Below are 18,617 nucleotides of genomic sequence, written 5' to 3' on the forward strand. Positions count from 1 at the left end.
GCGTAAGGACACCCGGCCGATACGGCAGTCGGTCGTAGGGGACGTTCGCGTTCGGGGACTTGCCCTGGTAGAGGAACTGCAGGTTGCAGGGGTCGACGGTCATGGTCTGGTCGGGGTTGTTGCGGACCAGGTCACCGTGGCTGATGTCGTTGGTCCAGGTGGCACCGCTGTTGGCCTTGCCCGCGAAGGGGTGGGACTCGGTGGCGGCCTGCGGGGTCCACGGACCGTTCAGGCTGGAGGCCGTGAACGAGCGGAAGTAGCGCTGCTCATTCGCACCCCGAGCCTCGACGATCATGAGGTACTGGTTCTGGCCCTGGACCTTGTAGACCTGCGGCGCCTCGAACAGGTTCTTCACCGTGTCGCTCATGACCGTCGTGTACGACGAGCCGAAGTTGCCCGGGAAGTTCCCGATCGGCATGCTCGCCCGGTAGATCTTTCCGTTGTCGCCTGCGAAGAACAGGTACATGTTCTGGCCGTCGGCGATCAGGGTCTGGTCGATCGGGCCGGTGGGGGACTCGGTCCGGGGGATGCTGCCGGTGAACAGCGGCTTCGGCGCGGACCAGCCGTTGGGGTTGGTGGGGTCGCTCGACGTGCGGTAGACGAAGGGCGACGCACCCCACTGGGACGCCAGCACCCATATCTTCTTCGGCGCGAAGTAGAACAGCGTGGGCGCCACCGCCTTCTGGCTCATCCCCGTCTGACCGGCCGACGCCATGTCCGACCAGTTCGTGAAGGGACTGAACATCATCGAGCCGTACGACGATCCCGAGTAGTTCGTCCCGTAGACCAGGTGCTTGCCGTTGTAGGTCACGGTGGTGAAGTCCTTCAGCGAGGCCCACCCGTTCGCCGGCTGGGCCAACGGACGCGTCGAGGTCCACCGGTACGTCGACGGAAGAGAGCAGGTGCCGCCCCTCGGCGCCGACGGCCTGACGTTCCAGTGCTGGTTGCCGCCGCCGTTGGAGTCCCAGATCTGGGCAGGAGTGCCGTTGGCGGTCCGACCGGCGGGGGTCTCCAGCGCCCGGCCGCTGGCGACGTTGGTCAGGCTGTAGGAGCCGTCACTGTTCCGGCTGGCCCGCCAGTGCTGGTTGGCGCCGTTGTGAGCGTCCCAGACCTGCACTCTCGTCCCGTTGCCCGTGTGGTTGGCCGGCTCGTCCAGTACCCGTCCGCTGGCGATGTTGGTCAGCGTGTAGGAGCCGTCGCTGTTCCGGCCGGCCCGCCACTGCTGGTTTGAGGCACCGCTGGCATCCCACATCTGGAGCGGGGTGCCGTTGCCGTTGTGCCCCGCGGGCTCGTCGAGAACGCGTCCGGTGGTCGCGTTGGAAAGCGTGTAGACGGTGCCGGAGGTGATGTCCCCGCCCGGCGTGCCGCCGCCGCCACTGCCGCCCAGGGCGGTGAGCACGGCGCCGTAGGCGGGCTTCTTGTTGCCGCTCTTGTCGAACAGCAGCGGGTTCTCACCGGTGCGCCACGAATCGCTGTCGCGGATGCCCCACACCGTGATACCCGTGCAGCGAGCGACGTTCAGGCAGTCCTGTACGGCGTTGGTGTACGCGGTGGCGGACGCCTGGGCGATGTCGAGCTCGGTGATCTGGACGTCGACGCCGAGCGCGGCGAAGTTGGACAGGGTGGTCCGGAAGCTGGCCGGCGGGCCGCCGGCGCCGAAGTGACTCTGGAAGCCGACGCAGTCGATGGGCACGCCGCGGGACTTGAAGTCCTTGACCATCCTGTAGACGCCCTGGGTCTTGGCGTCCGACCAGTTCTCGATGTTGTAGTCGTTGTAGCAGAGCTTGGCCTTGGAGTCGGCGTTCCGGGCGGTCCGGAAAGCCTCCTCGATGAAGCCGTTGCCCAGCACGTTCTGGAACACGGAGCTGCGGTGCTGCCCGCTGCCGCCGTCGGCGAAGGCCTCGTTGACCACGTCCCAGGCGTAGATCTTGCCCTTGTAATGGGCCATCTCCTGGGTGATGTGGTTGTTCATCACGCTGCGCAGGGTGTTGGCGTCGGTGATGGACTTGACCCAACCCGGCAGCTGCGAGTGCCACACCAGGGTGTGGCCCCGCATGCGCTGGCCGTGGGCGGTGGCGTGGCTGACGATCGAGTCGGCGGGGGCGAAGTTGAACGACCCGCGGGAGGGTTCGATCGTGTCCCACTTCATCTCGTTCTCCGGGGTGATCATGTCGAATTCCCGGTCGAGAATGGTGGAGTACGTCGAGTCGCCGAGCTTGCCCGAGGACACTGCCGTGCCGAAGTAGCGGCCGCTGCCGGCCGCTGCATCGGCGGCCACGGTCGGCGTGCCGGCCTTCGGCGTGTGTGCGGCCAGGGCGACCAGCGGTACGGCAGCACCCGCGGCGGCGAGAACCGCGGCGGCGGCGAGCACGCGGCGGGTTGCCGGACGGCGGCGATGAGAGCGGTTCTGATCTGGCAACGGCTTGTCCTTCTGCGCGGTGGGCCTGGTCTCGGCCCCGTTCATCCGTCAGTTGCCGCCGCGCACACAGAGGTTGCCGTGATCGGGGAGGAATTTTCTTCGTCGAGCCGGAGATCGGCGCGGCCTCATCCCGTCGGGGCGAAGCCGCCCCGGACCGCGAGGGCGCCTGCGGCCGTCCCGGCGTCGGCGCGGCAGGTGTCGTCCCTGCGGGGTAGATGGTCCCTCGGCTGGCGACCATGACGATCACCGCGCCGAGGGCTCCGGGCAGCGCCACGCCGCAACACGGGTCATCCCGACCAAGAGGTCGCAGGCGGTCGGTGCGCGGATGACCGGCCGGCCGCGCATGAGCCTGGCTTCCACCCATCAGACCCACTTTGAATCGATCATCTAGGCTGGCGCGGTGACTGATGAGCAGGAGCGGGTGCAGCCGTCGGGAGTGTGGGCCACGGCGGTGGGGGTGGCCAGGGTGCGGGCGCTCGAGACCGAGCGGGAGGACGCACTGTTCCGCGATCCGCTGGCACAGGCCTTCGCCGCCGCCGGCGGCCTGTGGCCCTCCTCGCCGCCGCAGCCCGATGACGAGGCGGCGCGACGCCGCCGGCTGGCCGTGTCGTTCTCCATCGTCATCAGGACGAAGTTCCTCGACGACCTGTTGCAGCAGGCCTCCGCGTCCGGAGTCCGGCAGGTCGTGCTGCTCGGCGCCGGCATGGACAGCCGGGCCTTTCGGATGGACTGGCCCGAGGGCACCCGGCTGTTCGAGGTCGACACCGCCGCTCCACTGGACTTCAAGGCTTCGGTGCTGCGCCAGGAGCGGGCCGTCGCGCGCTGCGAGCGGATCACCGTCGCGGTGGATCTGCGTGAGGACTGGCCGGGCGCGCTGGCCGCCGCAGGGCACGACCCGGCGGTGCCGACCGTGTGGATCGCCGAAGGACTGCTGATCTATCTGCCCGAGGACGCGGTGGAACTGCTGCTGGCCCGGATCAGCGCGCGGTCGGCGGCAGGCAGTCGGATGGGGCTGACGTTGGGCTCGCGCGGTGTGATCGATCGCTTCGGCGCGGACGCCGTACCGGGATCGGCGGCGTCCATGTGGGTCTCGGAGATGCCCGACGACCCGGTGGGCTGGCTGGCCGGCCATGGCTGGGAGGCCGGCTGCCACACCCTGCGCGAGCGCGCTGCCGCCTACGGCCGCCCGATCAGCACCCCGCCGCAGCGCGAGGAGCGGCCTGGCGGACTGATCTCGGCGGTCCGCCGGTAGAGCGCCTCGCGGTTCCCTGGATGATCGATTCCCAGGGGGCCGGACGAGTGCTTGCTCGACGCACTGCTCGGCGGTTGAACCCGGCTTGCATCAGCGGGCCGAGGGCGACGTCCGCCCCGCACTCGGTGCGAGCCACGGCGCCGGGGCGGCGCAGCGCCGCCAGGGCCGCGAACACGTCCAGCTCCTCCGCCTCCCCAGGCGCCTCCTCGCAGTCCCACACGTGCACGGCGAGCGCGCCGGGGCGGCCACCGAAGGCCGGCCCCCGCTGAATCTTCCGGGCCCACCGGTAGGCCGCGTTCGTGGTCGGCTCGTAGCGGGGCGGCGGACAGGCAGATCGCAGTATTCGGGCAGAGTCCAGGCGACTGTTGACTGATGCCTGTGGGGCGCGGATCGCCGTCACTCTCCACGTCCCCCTTCGTTGGGGTCAGGTCCGGCCGTGGACAGGCTGGTCGGCGAGCTGCTCGAGGAAATTCTGGAACACCTGCCGCAGGACCTCGGGTCGTTCCAGGTGGACGTCGTGCCCCGCGTCGGGGACGCTCATGGCCACCGTCATGGGGCGCTGTTGGAGCATGGCCTCCGCCTCGTCCACGGGGATGATGCCAGATTGACCCAGGATGAGCAGGGTCGGGCACGTAATGCTCGTCCACTCGTTCCAGAAGGAACGCCGGGTGTTCTCGGTAAGGGCGTTGACCATCACGTCACGGTCGAAACGCGGCCACCATCCGCCGCCGCGCTCCTCCAGCCCGGCCGCCCAACCGTCGCCGACAGCCCCGCCGCCGAAGAACGCGACGGCGGCGTGTCGTGAGGGGAACGGTGTCGGCCACGCGTCCAGCGCTGCGCCGACCTCGGCCTGCGTGTTCGGGGTGGCGCGGCCTGGGCCCGCCTCGATGAGGATGAGGCCTCTCGGCAGGTCGGGGTGTGCTGCGGCGGTGAGCAAGGCGGTGTGGCCGCCGAGCGACTGACCTGCCAGTACCGGCCGATGCAGGTCAAATTGTTGGATGACGGCGACGGCATCGGCGACGTACGCAGCGCGGGAGACATCGCGCGGTCGGCGTTCGCTGGCGCCGTGGCCGCGCTGATCGACGGCGACCACCCGGTAGCGGCGGCTCAGGTTCCGGGCGAGGGTGTCCCATTCGCCTGCGTGGCCGGCCAGTCCGTGCAGCAGGACGACCGGGGGTCCTGATCCGCCCCAGTCACGGCAGGAGATGCGGACGCCTTCGCGTACTACGGTGCGCTCGGTCCAGGTCATGCCGGGTTCTCCAGGCGGTAGGCGCGGTGGGTGAGGTGGCGGCGCTCGGGGGCGCTGGTGGTCCGGCACCGGCCGCCCGGCCGGTTCCCCGCTACCGGCAGCGACCGGTGACGGTAGCGAGTCTTACCGGCCCTGGCCATGTTCAAAGGTTCTCATCACGTGATGGCGCACTGTGAACTCGGCTATGTGGTGCTCAGGAAGGGGACAGACCTGGTCTGGGGATGTCCCCACGCGTCGTGTGGTCTTGCCCGGTGTGCCGGCTTGGGTGATCTCGGCCGGAAGAGCCTGCGCGCGCACTGTGTTCGGCCTGTTCGGGGGCCTGGATGCGCGCGCCGGAGGAAGACGCGGATGGTGGGTTCGGCGTCAGCCAATTCCCCGTCCTGGCGGTCATGTTGCCCCACGAGGGCGGCGGTCGCGCACGGCGCTAAGGAATGGCGACTGCCGTCTTGGGGGCGGCAGCCAGCCGCAGGCCGACTTCCACGAGGGCCCAGCCGAGACGGGTACGGAGGTCCCGGGGGTGCCTGGCCGCTGCGGCGAGACGGTACACGTCGGCTTCGGCACGGAGTTCGGCGGCGCGGACACGGTGCAGGGCAAGGTGGTTCTCGGGATGCATCGGACTGTGGCCTTTCACTCCGTGGTGAGAGGGAACGCATGTGTGTGGATGCGCACCTGGGCGGTGTTGGCGTCGTCCTCGCCGGCGGCCCGGTCGCGGTAGGTGTCGACGAGCGCGTGCATCTTCTCGACGAGCTCCTGGGTCAGTTCGGGAGTCAGCCGCAGTGTCGCGCTGCTCATGTCCCAGGCCAGGTTCCATTCCTCCGGCCATGCCTGGCGGTTGCCGAGCCAGGTCGAGAGGTCCCGGGTCTGAGTGGTGGCGACCTCGTGGAGATACATGTCGGCAGCCCCGCGCACGTCCGGGCTGGCGTCAGTGAGCAGTGCGTCGTCGAAGCGCAGGCCCTTGTGGACCGCCTTCCACCACCGCTCCCGGCCCTTGCCCCGCTCGGGGGCGTCCTCGATGAAGCCGTGAACGGCGAGCTGCCGCAGGTGGTAGCTGGTCGCACCGCTTGACTCGCCCAGCTTTTCGGCGAGTTGAGATGCGGTGGCCGGGCCGCCGAAGCGCAGGGCGTCCAGCAGCTGCATGCGCAGTGGATGTGCGAGCCCACGCAGGGATCGGGCATCGAGATTGCGGACGTGCGAGTCAGGCGGCTCGTTCATGCTTACAAAGATAGCGCTGCAAAGGAATGCTTGCAATGGAATCTTTGCATCAGTGCTTCGGAGTGGCTGCGCTCAGCACGATGGCGTCGCGGCGCTACGTCCACTGGTACGCGGACTGCTCGAAGGGCGCCCTCGCCGCGTCGCTGGGGGGGGACGTCATCATCCACACAGCCCAACACCTCCGACGTCGAGGCGGCTTCCAACACCCTGGTCCCGGAGACGGAGCCAACAACTCGCCGACGCCCGCGGCACGCACCGGGAAGAGGTGGACCAACTCCGTACAGCACTGCAGTCCGTCGGGCGCGCAGACCGGCCGCCACCCCGTACACGACCAAATCCCCCTCCGAGCGTCGGGCTTTTCAGCAGTGCCCGTGACGGGCTTCCCTGAGGTACGCGACGACGTCGTCCAGGCTCACGGTCAAGGATCGCTCGAGATTGATCCAGTCGTCCTTGGCGTGATCGAGGAGGTACGCGCGCCGATCGGGTGCGCGCTCCGCGCGCCAGTTCGTGATCAGCGCACGCAGTGTGAGCCGTGCCAGCGCGGCAACCGGGAGCAGCGGGAGTTCCGACGCCTGGATCGGTCGCTTCCGTTGGTAGCCTGCGGCGAAGGCGCAGGCGTCCCGCCAGGGATGATCCGGCGTCCTGCCGAGCAGGTTCGCCATGGGAACGGCGGGGTCGAAGATCACCGCACTGCGCACCGTGTCACCGAAGTCGATGACACCGGTGACGAAGTGATCGCTTCCGGGATCCACCACGATGTTGTACGGGCTGAAGTCACCGTGGATCACTTGCGTTTCTAGATCCCCGAGCTTCGGGACGACGTTTTCGCCGAAGAGCCGGAAGACCGATTGGGCCAGCCGACGGTGCTCGGAGCTCGGCGTGTGCTCGACCAGTTCGGTCATCTGGTGGAAATGCCGGATGTCCCATGCCAGATCTCGTCGGTCCGCCGGGTGCGTGAACGGCCTGAGCGCCACGTCGATCAGCCCAAGCATCGCGCCCGCCCTGGAGAGCCGCTCCGCGTCCGGGTTCGCATCGGCCAGGACCTGGCCTTCGACGAAGTCGAACACCCGCAGGACTCGAGTCCTGCCGTCGTTCAGCCTGATCGTGACGTGGTCGTCTCCGTCGGCGGTCAGCTTCACCCGCTGAACGGGCAAGTGCCCAGCGGTGGTTTCCAGGTACCGCATCGCGGCGGTCTGGAGGGCGACGACTGCCTCCGCCTCGTCAGGTGGTGAGACCTTGACGAGGTAGTTGCTCGAGTCGGTGCTGAGCCGGAATGTGTCGTCCTTCTCGGTCGCCAGTCGCCCCAAGCGCCCGGTGAGGTGGTAGCGCCCCTGAAGGAAACTGCTCACCAGCATCGCGTCGATGGGCTCGTGGGACGACGTCAGGCCGCTCTCCTCGAGGAGCCGCTGAGCATAGTTCGTACCTGGTGAGGTGTTCACGGTCAGTCCCTTCCGCCGGCGTGTCACAGACGGTTTTTCGCGACCTCGGCGAAGGTCTCCAGGAATCGCGTCACATCGGCGGAGTCGAAGGCCAGCGGGGGACGGATCTTCAGTGTGTTCGCCGACGTGCCCGTGCCGCTGATCAGGATGCGGCGATCGCGCATGTCGTTGATGACGTCTTCGGCACGTCCGCGGTCGGGCTCGAGGGTCTCCCGGTCCTTGACGATCTCCACGCCGACGTAGAGGCCGGCGCCGCGGACTTCGGCGATGTAAGGGGAATCCTTGGTGATCTCCCGCAGCCCCGCGCGCAGAGCGTTGCCGCTCTCCAGGACGCGCTGCTGCACGTTCTCCTTCTCGAAGACGTCCAGCACCGCAGCGCCGGCTGCCACGGGGATGGAGCTGCCGCCGAAGGTGTTGAAGTAGCGGACGTTGCGTCCGAACTCCTCGCAGACCTCGGGGCGGAAGACCACACCCGAGATCGGCAGGCCGTTGCCCATCGGCTTGCCCATGGTGACGATGTCCGGCAGCACACCGTGGCGGCTGAAGCCCCACATCGAGTCGCCTAGCCGGGCGAAGCCCGACTGGACCTCGTCCGCGATGTAGACGCCGCCGGCCGCGTGCACCTCCTCCACCACTGCCTGCATGTAGCCGGGGGGATCGGTGAAGATGCCATCGCTGCTGTGAGCGCAGTCGGTGATCAGGGCCGCGAGCCGGTAGCCGTGGCGCTCGAGGTCGTCGATCGCGCCGCGCACCTGCCGGCGCATGTGCTCGTCGAGCGTGGAGCCGGGCGCGACGAGGCGCGGGTCGGGAGCGTCGATGAGGCGGACGTTCGGCCCCAGCGGCGAGCCCGCGCCGAGGGTCGGGGAGAAGCTCGCCACCTCCCGGGTGATGCCGTGGTACGCCCAGCGGGTGACGATGATGCCCTCGCCGCCCGTGTGGAATCGCGCCACACGCACCGCCAGGTCGTTCGCCTCCGAACCGCTGCACGCGAGGCTCAGCTTGGACAACTCCTCGGGGAACGTCGAAAGAAGCCGCTCCGCGTAGTCGACCAGTGCTTCCTGGACGTAGCGCGTGTTGGTGTTGACCGCCGCCATCTGGCGGGCGACGGCCTCGGCCACGTGAGGGTGGGCGTGCCCTACGCAGGGGACGTTGTTGTAGGCGTCGAGGTAGTCGTTGCCGTCCCGGTCGATCAAGTGGGCTCCGTGACCGGAGACGAACTCGACCGGCTCCCTGTAGATCAGTGTGTAGCCGGGGCCCAGGACCTTGTTCCGGCGCTGGATGGTCTCTTGCAGGTGCTCGGGGAGGTCGCTCAGTGCCCCGGGGTCGAACCGGTTGGGGTAGTGGGCGATTGCCCGACTCAGCGTCGAAGTCATCGGCAGGCACACCTTCAGTCTCGTTCCGGAGTTGCTCGCTGCATTGGCCGGAACCATACCATATTTATTTCAGTTCCAACCTGAAACTAGAACTTCCCCGCGGTGCCCGCCCATGCCGCCGGTGCGGTTCGTCTGCGGTGGTGTGCTGGACGGCGATGTACCGCGAGGGCGGCGTGGCGAGCACCCGGTGGGCGGTGGGCTGGCTGGTCTCGATCACGGCGACGCGGTGGCGTTCCTCGTCTCCACCAACCAGGCGATGTTCGCCTTGACCGAGTGCAGCGCGTCGAAGGCGACGACCGCACCTGCCGGGTCGAGCGGTGCCTGTCACGACGGTGTTGTGGCTGGCGGCCGAGAACAGGTGACGGCGGGCCGCTCCGGAACGGGCCGAGCCCTTCAGTGTCCTGCCGTCCGCCGCGATGACCCACCGGCTGGCGGGAGGTGACGCGCGTGCTGGCGGCGACATGGTGCCGGTCGGCGACGTAGGCACCCACCGCCCGGTCCAGGGTGTCACCGCCGAGGGCCCCCGACACACGCCCGATCGCCGCCGACGACGGCGTGCGCCTCCATCCGAGCTGACGGCGCACACCGAGGGCCGCAAGCGGCTCGCCCGAGGCCCTCGCACCCCACACGGTGAGTTCGTTGATGCTCCTTGCGTCGGAAACGACCGCGCCAGCACACGCGAGCAGGATCGCCGTCAGTGAGTACCACCGGCCCGCCGCGAGCACAGGTCGGGCAAGGAGTCGAAGCAGGGACACAGGTCGGCGCCCCGGCCGGAGTCAAGCGGACCCATCATCACAAGCACGTCGAGGACCGGTGAAGAGGTGAAGATGCATCAGCAAACCCGGGACGCTCTCGCGATCATCAGGGGCAGGACAGCCGCAATGGTCACCAAGCCCGGGCCCGCACTGCTACCCGCCTCTCACGCCAAAGAGCCGCGCAACCGCGGAACCTGATGCCCCCTGGTTTCAGCCTGCGCATGTTCGGCTCGCGAATATGCGAGAAGTATTGACGCCGTTCACAGGTTCCCTATCATCCAGTTGCTCGACACTTCGACCCTTGTTCGGAATGACGAACAAGGGTTGCACCGCACTGACATCCGGACGGCCTCTGAAGGGGCAAACCGGAGCCGCTTGCTCAAGGATGGCGAGGCCTCATGCACAGACGTAGTTTCAGCCGCAGACATCCGTCTGCGGTGCTCGCCGCCGCGGTTGCGGCCCTGGCCGCGGTGGCGGCGATGCTCGTGGCCAGTCCGGCTCAGGCGGCCACCAGCGGCGCCTTGCGCGGCGTTGGTTCCGGCCGGTGTCTCGATGTGCCGGGCGCCAGCCAGACCGACGGCACGCTCCTGCAGATCTGGGACTGCCACGGCGGGACCAACCAGCAGTGGACCTTGACGGACAGCAACCAGCTGACCGTCTACGGCAACAAGTGCCTGGACGTGCCGGGCCACGCCACCACGGCCGGTACCCGAGTGGAGATCTGGTCCTGTAACGGCGGTGCGAACCAGCAGTGGCGGGTGAACACCGACGGCACGGTGGTCGGCGTGGAGTCCGGGCTGTGCCTGGACGTGTCGGGAGCCGGTACGGCCAACGGCACGGCGGTGCAGCTCTGGAACTGCACCGGCGCCGGCAACCAGAAGTGGACCGGCCTGTCCGGGGTGTCCAACTCGTGTGCTCTTCCGTCGACGTACAGGTGGACCTCGACGGGTCCGCTGGCGCAGCCGGCGAACGGATGGTACTCGCTGAAGGACTTCACCAACGTGGTCTACAACGGCAAGCACCTGGTCTACGCGACGAACGCCTCGGGGTCGTCGTGGGGCTCGATGGCGTTCGCTCCCTTCACGAACTGGTCGGACATGGCCTCGGCCGCCCAGATCCCCATGAACCAGAACGCCGTGGCGCCCCAGCTGCTCTACTTCGCGCCCAAGAACATCTGGGTGCTGGCCTACCAGTGGGGTCAGTGGCCCTTCGTCTACCGCACGTCGAGCGACCCCACCAACCCCAACGGCTGGTCCGCGCCGCAGCCGCTGTTCACCGGCAGCCTCCCCACCGGCGCCCCGATCGACCTGACCCTGATCGGTGACAGCCAGAACATGTACCTGTTCTTCGCCAATGACAAGGGCAGCATCTTCAAGTCGACCATGCCGATCGGGAACTTCCCGGGCAGCTTCGGCTCGTCCTACACCACGGTCATGAGCGACACCGAGAAGAACCTGTTCGAGGCACCGCAGGTCTACAAGGTCCAGGGCCAGAACCAGTACCTCATGATCGTCGAGGCTCGCGGTGCGACTGAGGACCGCTTCTTCCGCTCGTTCACGGCCACCAGCCTCGACGGTCCGTGGACCCCGCAGGCCGCCACCGAGTCCAACCCCTTCGCGGGCAAGGCCAACAGCGGTGCCACCTGGACCAACAGCATCAGCCACGGTGACCTGGTCCGCAACAACCCCGACCAGACCATGACCATCGACCCCTGCAACCTGCAGTTCCTCTATCAGGGCGTGTCCCCCAACACACCGTCGGACACCCCCTACATCCAACTGCCGTACCGGCCGGGCGTGCTCACCCTGCAGCGCTGACCCGCCTGATCCACGGTGATCGCGATGTGGTGCGGTCCGCCGACGCCTGGACAGGCTGTTTACGGCGTGGGCGACTCCACCTGCTGACCGACAGTCACCGCCTTGAGGGGCCCCAGCCGCGCGTCGGCCGGGGCCCCTCTCTTTCGTGGACTCTCATCGTGAGTACGGACCGAAGCCCTGTGACGCCACCGGGGATCCGCCTGCCGGCCGTGTGTGCCGACGGCGGGCCCCGTGTCCTCACCTGTGCCCCGCAGCATCTCGCGTGCCGGCGGCCGGCTCAGAAGGCCGGTGCGGACCGCTCCGTCAGCCGGTTGTGCTGCCGTGCTCCGAGCACGGCTTCGCCCAGCCGTTCCTGAGCAATCGTCAGGCATGCGTAGACCGCTCCTTGTGCCGTCGACAGACCGATCTGATGCGGACCCGTCCTGATCTCCGGCACCGCCGGAAGGCTCTGTTCGAGCCGCCCGCGCACCTGGGGAAGGACGACGTCGACGAGCGGGCGCAGCCGGCCCACGAAGTAGACCGACTCCGGGTCGAGCGTCACGGCGACGACGCTGACAGCGGTCACGATCGCGGTGGTGAACGCCTGCAGCACTTCGGCGTGCGGCGCCTCGGAGTGCGGTTGCAGCCAGAGATCCTCGATGCGCTCCAGGTCGAGCCCCCGCTTGCGAGCGAACCGGAGGAGACCTCGGGTGCTGAGCAGCTCGTCGAGGTTCTCGTCGCCGACTCCGGAGGAGAGCACACCGATATCGCCGAAGGTGGGCGTACTGCCCCGGGCGAGCTCGTGATCCGTGCAGCTGGCGAAGTTCAGTGTGGTGCTGAGGCTGAAGAGCGCGGCGTCCTTGATGGTTGCGTCATCGGTGAGGATTCCGAGCAGGGACGCGTTGGCATCGCTGTCGAGGAGCACGGGGGCATCGATCAGGTTTTCGACGGCCTGCTGGAGGCCTGAGCCCGCAAAGATTCTCATCGACTCCGCGGGGCCGAAGATCTCCGTGCCGTTCCGGACCCGGCCGGGCACTGCGGCGACGATCTGACGCAGAGGACCCTGCGCGGATCGGGCGGCCCGCGCGATGAGGTCGACCAGCCATCGCGCGGCGTCCTCGACCTCCTGGTGATCGGCGGTGGGAACCGTCACATGCTGGATCTCACGACCCCTCAGGTCGGTCACCAGCACGCTCGTGGTCTGTGCCCCGAAGCTGACACCGGCGACGTGCCCGGTCGTGCCGGGCAGGTCCAGGTAGGTGGAGCGGCGGCCGCGACCGGTGATCTCGTCGACCCCGCCGTCGACGACGAAGCCGTCGGCCCGCAGCTCCTCCACCGCTCTGGACACCGTGGCCTTGCTCAGGCCCGTCAGCTCGATCAGCTGGTTCCGCGTCAAGGGCGCGTGGGACAGGATGACGTCGAGGACTGATGCCTTGTTGTAGTCGCGCGAGGTCGGGTTGGCCACGTGATGACCATAGCGAGCCTGGTACGCCGATCGGGCAGGGACCGGTTCGGGCGGTGCGGCCAAGGGTTTCGACGCGGTGAGAAGCGGGTGTTCCGACGGATCCGCCGCTCCCGCCCGGGCGCGCTCGAAGCGGCCCGTAGCGAAGTCTTCCGCCTTGCCGGACGGTTCTCGACTCACCTGTCATGCACCCCATAAGGTCCCCCAAGCACTCCATGAGCGCATCGCCGCATCGCGGCGAAGGGCAGGAGGCCCGGGAGTCGACGACCAACTGTCTCCCGGCAGCGAGCATTCGCGGCCGATGCAATCCCCCGCGCGGCCAGCCGCTGGTCGACGGCCGAAACGACCTCGACGTCGCCGGGCCGGCGCCCCGCCTGAGAACGGCTTGACCGCATGCCGGCTAGCATATCATGTTTTGTTTCAGGCTGAAACGGCAACAAATGGTTGTTTGGATCGTGCACGCCACGGCCAACCCGAAGTAGGACCTGCGCTCCGCGGTCGCCTTGGGCATCAAGAACATGGTGTCCAGGGACCGCGGCTTCGAGCACGACGAGCACCGGCTCGGCTCGAAGCGGATCACCGACATCGCCGACCTCCCCGTCCTCCATGAGAAGACCCCCGCCGCCAGCTCATGCCGGCCTGCTCCTCGCTCCGCTCCTCATTGGCTGTTTCGCCTCCGACGACGGATCGCCGTCGTCCGACTCCACCGGCTCCGGTGAGGGCTGCCCGGCACCGCCCTCCTGGCCGCCCTCGGCTTCCTCGCCTCGGCGCCGAACCGCCCTGCCCCGAGTGGGGCCTGCTGCTCGCAGAGAACAAGCCCTACTCCGAACACGCGCCCTGGGCCGCCCTCGCCCCACTCGGAGCGCTCGCGGTCACGGTGGCGGGAGGCGTGCGCCTGCCCCGGCAGCGCGGGCAGCCCGGGCCCCCGGCGCCACCGTCGACCAGCCCCGCCCGCGCCGGAGCGGTCCTGCCTGGACACCCGGCCGGTCCCCCTGTCCGCCTCATCCATGTCCCCCGGGTCCCATGACCTCGCCGGTAGCAACCCCATGACGAACCGCCTCTGCCTCCTCCGGGTAGGCGTGCGGCTGCCCTGTGGCCGCAGTGGAGTCCGGCCACAACCCTCGTACCGCGGCCAGATGTCCAGCCATGCGACGCCCCCACTCGCCGTTGTGCTCCTTCGGGCCGAGGAACTGCTTGATCTCTGAAGCAGCACCATCTTGAAGTGGCTGGTGAGCCGGTGGCGTGACCTCGTTTCGGGCTGCTCGTGCTGGTCGTGGGCGGCAGTCTGGGGTGTAGATCGTCCGGCGGGGTGCTTTTGCCGATGAGTTGACCGTTCTCGAAGGGTCTACCCAGCGACACGATCGTCTCGACAGGAGTGCCATGTCCACCATCCAGCCAGTGATCATTACTGCCGACCAGGACGTTCTGCTCGGCTTCTACACCAAGTTGTTCGGCGCCAAGGAGATCTTCCGGGTACCGGAGGAAGGCCCGGTCTTCTACCTTGGCTTGCGCATCGGCGACACCGACCTCGGGCTGGTGGCCAAGGCGCACCGGGGGGACCGGGAGGCGTCGCGGATCCTGCTCAGCATCGGTGTCGACGATGTCGATGAGACGCTCGGCCGGGTGGAGGCGTTGGGCGGCTCGGTCCGCAGCGGCCCCAACGACATGCCGTGGGGACAGCGCGTCGCCCACATCCAGGACCCCGACGGCAACCCGGTGAACCTCACCCAGCCGATCCCGCCTCAGTGACGCTGTTCCGGGTGCTTGTCCTGGTCACGGGCTGTCTGCGGTAGAGATCATCTGCCGGTGGAGGCCTCGATTCCGGCGCGCAGGTGGGCCAGGACGTGGTCGCGGCGGGCGGCGGTGATGTCGTGGGATGCGGCCGGGCCGGGCAGCCGGCATCCAGATCAGCCGGCCCCGCTCGTCGGCCAGGGCAATCACGTGGGGGCGGTCCAGCCGCGGGGCCTTCGCGGCCAGCAGGGCGATCAGCTCGTCGCGCCCGCCGCCGGACGGTGGTGGCGGAGACGTCGTTGCCGCCGGCCATGTCGGCCCGGCGCTGGTCGTGCCGCAGCACGGCCAGGACGATGGTCGCGACCCTCCCGGCCGACAGCGCCTTCCGGCAGGCAGCGCCCTCCACCCGGACCGTATCGCGTCAGATGGCCGCGCAGCAGATCGGCGAGTTCGCAACGGCTCCAGCTTGGCCCGTACCCGGGTGTCCAAGCCCAGCACCTCGCCGATCTGCCGGGCGGAGACCGGGCCGGCGGCCTGCCGCACCGCGGTCAGGATGCGCTGGTAGTCCGCAAGCAGTGCCAAGAACGCAGTGGCTGCCGCGACGCGTCGTCCCGGACACTCGCCCGCCGCCTGACCGGTGCAGGTTCCTCACGGCCTGTCCTGCCTTGACGGCCGGTCTGCCGCACAGATGTGTGCCTGTCTCAGCAGGTCGGTGAAGGCCTGGGGAGCCTGCAAGGGGAACAGTCGCGCGGCACGTGACGCCGCGCCGGATCGCGATGCTCCCGTCGGCACCGTCGAACTGGTCGACCTCACCGCCTTGACCCGCTTCGCCGAGGAGGGGGCCGGGTGGCTCCACCTCGGGCTCACCCCGTTCGCCGGGCCCGGGGGCGAACGTGAACCGGCGTCGCGCGAACCGCGGCCTCCTCCGGTGCCGCCGTTCTCGAAGATCGTGCTCGCTCGCTTGCCGGGTTTCGAGGTCCACCTCGACCAGGCCCCTGCGGGCGTTGCGATCCACAGCACACCCGGTCGCGATCCGAAGGCGATGTTCTGACGCGACCAGGCGGCCATCTGGTCAAGCCAAGGCGTCTCCATAGGCGTTCGACGTGAGGCCCACGGAGCCGAGTGCGCGTAGCCGGCCCGCGCTGCAGTCCCAGATGTGGACTGCCGGTCGCTGCGGCTGCCGCGGCGGGGCAGCTACCGTGCTGTTGTGTTCGCGCATCTCGGTGGCGTCCGGGCGTCGGTGCTGCCAGAGTCCCCCTGTGCTGCAGGAAACTGACGTGCTGGAAGTTCTGCACCTGCTGGAGACTGCGGGCGCGACGGCATGGGTGGATGGCGGTTGGGGTGTGGACGCTCTGGTCGGTGAGACGACCCGAGCGCACTCGGATCTCGATCTGGTCGTCTTGCTGGACGAACTCCCCCTGGTGCGGACGACCCTGACCGAAGCCGGGTTCACGGAGGTCTTGCGAGACTGGCTGCCCACCGCGCTGGCCGTCGCGGACGGAGCCGGGAGGGAGATCGACCTGCACCCCATCACCGGGTTGCGCAGCGAGGGGGGCTATCAGCTTCTCCCCGGCGGTGAGCGTTTCCACTATCCGGCTCCGACAATCGGGACGATCGGCGGACACGACGTCTGGTGTGTCGACGCCGCCACACAAGTGCAGTGCCACATCGGTTACGAGGCCACCGAAAAGGACCGCCGTGACATGGCGCGCTTGCATGCCACCACGGGAGTCGCCCTCCCCGAGGAGTACACGAGCCTGCCGCCTGGCCACTGAGTGCTTCAGCGGCCGAGCTCATCGACTCGCGTGCTCGTTCCTCGCTGGTGGTGAACTCAGTTCTCCAGGACCAAGCCGGTGCAGGTGAGGCAGCCGTCGATCACCTCAGGCCGGTACTGGAGCTGCCTGGGCCGCCGTTTCACCGTGCGCATGATTTGGGCGAGGTCGGCGGCGGCGAGGTTGCCGACCTCACGCTCGACCAGCGACCAGACGCCTTCGGCGGTGTTCCCGGATCCGGCCCGGCGGCCCGATCGTGTTGGCCCGGGACAACGTGCGGCTGCATCTGACAAGGCCGCGGCGCGCGTTCATCGATGCGAACGCGCACTGGCTCCCTGTCCTGCGGTTGCCCACTCATGCCCCGGACTGCGCGGCCCTCCCGCATCACTGTCCAAGCCGCCCAGGGGGCAGAGGCTCGATGGATGCGCCGCGAAAACCGGCGCGCGACAAGCGGTCAATGAGCCCGACGGCGAGGACATCGGTACGCCGACACACCCTTACATGGAAATGATTTTCATGTACTCTTCTGTCCGCGCCACCTTGATCGTCACAACGGAGGACAAAGAACCCGAATGATGAGAACACCCCGTCGTCGGCTCATAGCCGGCCTGTTCCTCGCTCCCGTCCTCACCGGCTGTTTCGCCTCCGGAGCCGACGGCTCACCGTCCTCCGGCTCCTCCGGCTCCGAGGAAGGAGCCCGGCTGCGCGTGGCGCTGGCATTCGGACCCACCGAGCACTACACCCCTTACGGCCAGGACGCCTTCATCATGTCCCGGCTGGGTGTCTCGGAGGGGCTGATCAAGCTGGACGCCAACGGCACCGCGATCCCCGCGCTCGCCGAGTCGTGGAGCAGCGACAAGGACGGCAGGAGCTGGGTGTTCACGCTGCGGGACGCCAGGTTCCAGGACGGTACCGCGGTCACAGCGACGGCCGTCGCCTCCGCGCTCACCCACGCCGCCGAGGCCGAGCCGCCCCCCGCTGCCCTGAGCGGAGTGAAGCTGACCGCCCAGGCCCTCGACGAGGACCGGGTGTGGGTCGGCACCAGCACGGCCGACCCCGTGCTGCCGCTACGGTTGTCGAACCCGAGCCTGGCGATCTTCTCCCCGAAGGCGTACGAGAAGAACGGCACCGTGAACCCGGTCGGCACCGCAACCGGCCCCTTCGAGATCACGAAGATCACCGGCGACACGGAAGCCGCTCTGAACCGCTTCGACGGCTACTGGGACGGCCGCGCGCAGGCCCCGGGCATCGACGTCCGGTTCATCGCCGACGGCACCGCTCGCGCCAACGCCCTGCGCACCGGCCAGGTGGACATCGCCCAGGCGATCCCCGTGTCGCAGATCGCCTCCCTGGACGAGGACACGGTCCACGAGACGGACACCGCCCGCGACACCAGCCTGTACCTGAACACCAGGTCCGGCCCCTTCACCGACCCCGGGCTGCGGGCCGCCGCGCGCGAAGCCATCGGCAACTCAGTCATCGCCAAGCAGGTGTACGAGGGATACGCCCAACCCGCCAAGGGCCTCTTCGGCCCTGCCCTGCCCTGGGCGGCCGGCAAGCGCGTCGCGCCCACGGGACGGGCGAAGGCCACCGCCCCCGGCGGCAAGAGCATCACCATCGCCACCTACTCCACCCGGCCCGAGCTGCCCGAGGTCGCCCAGGTGCTGCAACAGGACCTGCAGAAGGCCGGGTTCGAGGTGAAGCTGGTGGTGCGCGGTGACTCGCAGGTCGAAAGCGACATGCTGGCCGGGAAGTACGACGCCGCAGTCACCTCCCGCAACATGATGCTCGACACCGGCGACCCCGTCTCCGTCCTGGCCAGCGACTTCACCTGCCACGGCACCTACAGCCTGTCGCGGCTGTGCGACAAGAACGTCGACCGGCTCGTCGCCGCCGCCCAGACCGAATCCGACGCCGCCAAGCGGCAGGACGCCGCCATGAAGGCCGAGGCGGCGATCCTCGGCACCGACGCGGTGATCCCCCTCGTCCACGTCAAGGCCGTCCAGGGCATCGGGAAGTCGGTGGAGGGCGCGCTGTTCAGCTGGGACGAGCGGCAGTACGTGGGAACAGGAACCCGGCGCTGAACCGCACATCCGGCCGCCGCGGTGGCCCCTCCGCTCTGCCTTCCGCCCTGCGTGCTCTCGCGCGGGCCGGCGG

Annotated in this window: 14 protein-coding genes and 1 pseudogene; 7 read left to right on the forward strand and 8 right to left on the reverse strand. The window is 68.7% G+C overall.

Translation table 11 applies throughout. From position 1 onward, the window contains the following. On the reverse strand, nucleotides 1-2,419 hold a 2,419-nt coding region (locus C3488_RS26990), incomplete at its 3' end, for a non-reducing end alpha-L-arabinofuranosidase family hydrolase (RefSeq protein WP_374955462.1). A gap of 436 nt (nucleotides 2,420-2,855) precedes the next feature. On the opposite strand from C3488_RS26990, the gene C3488_RS26995 reads away from it, so the two are divergent. Next, nucleotides 2,856-3,671 carry a class I SAM-dependent methyltransferase gene (locus C3488_RS26995; protein ID WP_181139213.1) on the forward strand — a complete coding sequence of 272 codons (816 nt, stop codon included), beginning with the start codon at nucleotides 2,856-2,858 and terminating at the stop codon, nucleotides 3,669-3,671. On the opposite strand, the gene C3488_RS42725 is transcribed toward C3488_RS26995, so the two are convergent. From C3488_RS42725 to C3488_RS27020, 6 genes are all read right to left on the reverse strand, one after another. Beyond that, nucleotides 3,610-4,071, reverse strand: a complete 462-nt coding sequence (locus tag C3488_RS42725) for a DUF6233 domain-containing protein (RefSeq protein ID WP_219822341.1) — start codon at nucleotides 4,069-4,071, stop codon at nucleotides 3,610-3,612. The two genes, C3488_RS26995 and C3488_RS42725, sit on opposite strands and share 62 nt — an antisense overlap. Before the next feature lie 24 nt (nucleotides 4,072-4,095). Next, nucleotides 4,096-4,920: an alpha/beta fold hydrolase gene (locus tag C3488_RS27000; RefSeq protein WP_103843531.1), complete on the reverse strand. Its 825-nt coding sequence runs from the start codon at nucleotides 4,918-4,920 to the stop codon at nucleotides 4,096-4,098. A 424-nt stretch (nucleotides 4,921-5,344) separates the two neighbouring features. Next, on the reverse strand, nucleotides 5,345-5,533 hold the full coding sequence (locus tag C3488_RS27005) for a hypothetical protein (protein WP_103843532.1): 189 nt from the start codon (nucleotides 5,531-5,533) through the stop codon (nucleotides 5,345-5,347). Between the two features lie 14 nt (nucleotides 5,534-5,547). Beyond that, nucleotides 5,548-6,132, reverse strand: a complete 585-nt coding sequence (locus C3488_RS27010) for a transcriptional regulator (RefSeq protein ID WP_103843533.1) — start codon at nucleotides 6,130-6,132, stop codon at nucleotides 5,548-5,550. Between the two features lie 359 nt (nucleotides 6,133-6,491). Beyond that, on the reverse strand, nucleotides 6,492-7,487 hold the full coding sequence (locus C3488_RS27015; RefSeq protein ID WP_103843553.1) for a phosphotransferase: 996 nt from the start codon (nucleotides 7,485-7,487) through the stop codon (nucleotides 6,492-6,494). A 107-nt stretch (nucleotides 7,488-7,594) separates the two neighbouring features. Further along, nucleotides 7,595-8,944, reverse strand: a complete 1,350-nt coding sequence (locus C3488_RS27020; RefSeq protein ID WP_103843534.1) for an aspartate aminotransferase family protein — start codon at nucleotides 8,942-8,944, stop codon at nucleotides 7,595-7,597. Nucleotides 8,945-10,097: 1,153 nt separating this feature from the next. On the opposite strand from C3488_RS27020, the gene C3488_RS27035 reads away from it, so the two are divergent. Further along, nucleotides 10,098-11,516 carry a non-reducing end alpha-L-arabinofuranosidase family hydrolase gene (locus C3488_RS27035; RefSeq protein ID WP_103843536.1) on the forward strand — a complete coding sequence of 473 codons (1,419 nt, stop codon included), beginning with the start codon at nucleotides 10,098-10,100 and terminating at the stop codon, nucleotides 11,514-11,516. A gap of 277 nt (nucleotides 11,517-11,793) precedes the next feature. Here C3488_RS27035 and C3488_RS27040 read toward each other — a convergent pair whose 3' ends face one another. Continuing rightward, the gene (locus C3488_RS27040) at nucleotides 11,794-12,960 is read right to left on the reverse strand and encodes an ROK family transcriptional regulator (RefSeq protein WP_103843537.1); all 1,167 of its coding nucleotides are present in this window, start codon (nucleotides 12,958-12,960) and stop codon (nucleotides 11,794-11,796) included. 719 nt (nucleotides 12,961-13,679) lie between these two features. Here C3488_RS27040 and C3488_RS41810 point away from each other — a divergent pair. The 5 genes and pseudogenes from C3488_RS41810 to C3488_RS27080 form a co-directional block, all read left to right on the forward strand. Further along, nucleotides 13,680-13,984: pseudogene (locus tag C3488_RS41810) on the forward strand (hypothetical protein); the annotation flags it as partial. Between the two features lie 353 nt (nucleotides 13,985-14,337). Then, nucleotides 14,338-14,706 (forward strand): VOC family protein, encoded by a 369-nt coding sequence (locus C3488_RS27055; RefSeq protein WP_103843538.1) that lies wholly within the window; start codon nucleotides 14,338-14,340, stop codon nucleotides 14,704-14,706. A 694-nt stretch (nucleotides 14,707-15,400) separates the two neighbouring features. After that, nucleotides 15,401-15,739 carry a DUF2156 domain-containing protein gene (locus C3488_RS41120; protein WP_219822344.1) on the forward strand — a complete coding sequence of 113 codons (339 nt, stop codon included), beginning with the start codon at nucleotides 15,401-15,403 and terminating at the stop codon, nucleotides 15,737-15,739. A gap of 208 nt (nucleotides 15,740-15,947) precedes the next feature. Further along, nucleotides 15,948-16,463 carry a nucleotidyltransferase domain-containing protein gene (locus C3488_RS27070; protein ID WP_107528752.1) on the forward strand — a complete coding sequence of 172 codons (516 nt, stop codon included), beginning with the start codon at nucleotides 15,948-15,950 and terminating at the stop codon, nucleotides 16,461-16,463. 572 nt (nucleotides 16,464-17,035) lie between these two features. Continuing rightward, nucleotides 17,036-18,544 (forward strand): ABC transporter substrate-binding protein, encoded by a 1,509-nt coding sequence (locus C3488_RS27080; protein WP_103843555.1) that lies wholly within the window; start codon nucleotides 17,036-17,038, stop codon nucleotides 18,542-18,544. The last annotated feature ends 73 nt before the right edge of the window (nucleotides 18,545-18,617 follow it).

The organism is Streptomyces sp. Ru72 (assembly GCF_002920635.1).
GTDB lineage: Bacteria > Actinomycetota > Actinomycetes > Streptomycetales > Streptomycetaceae > Streptomyces.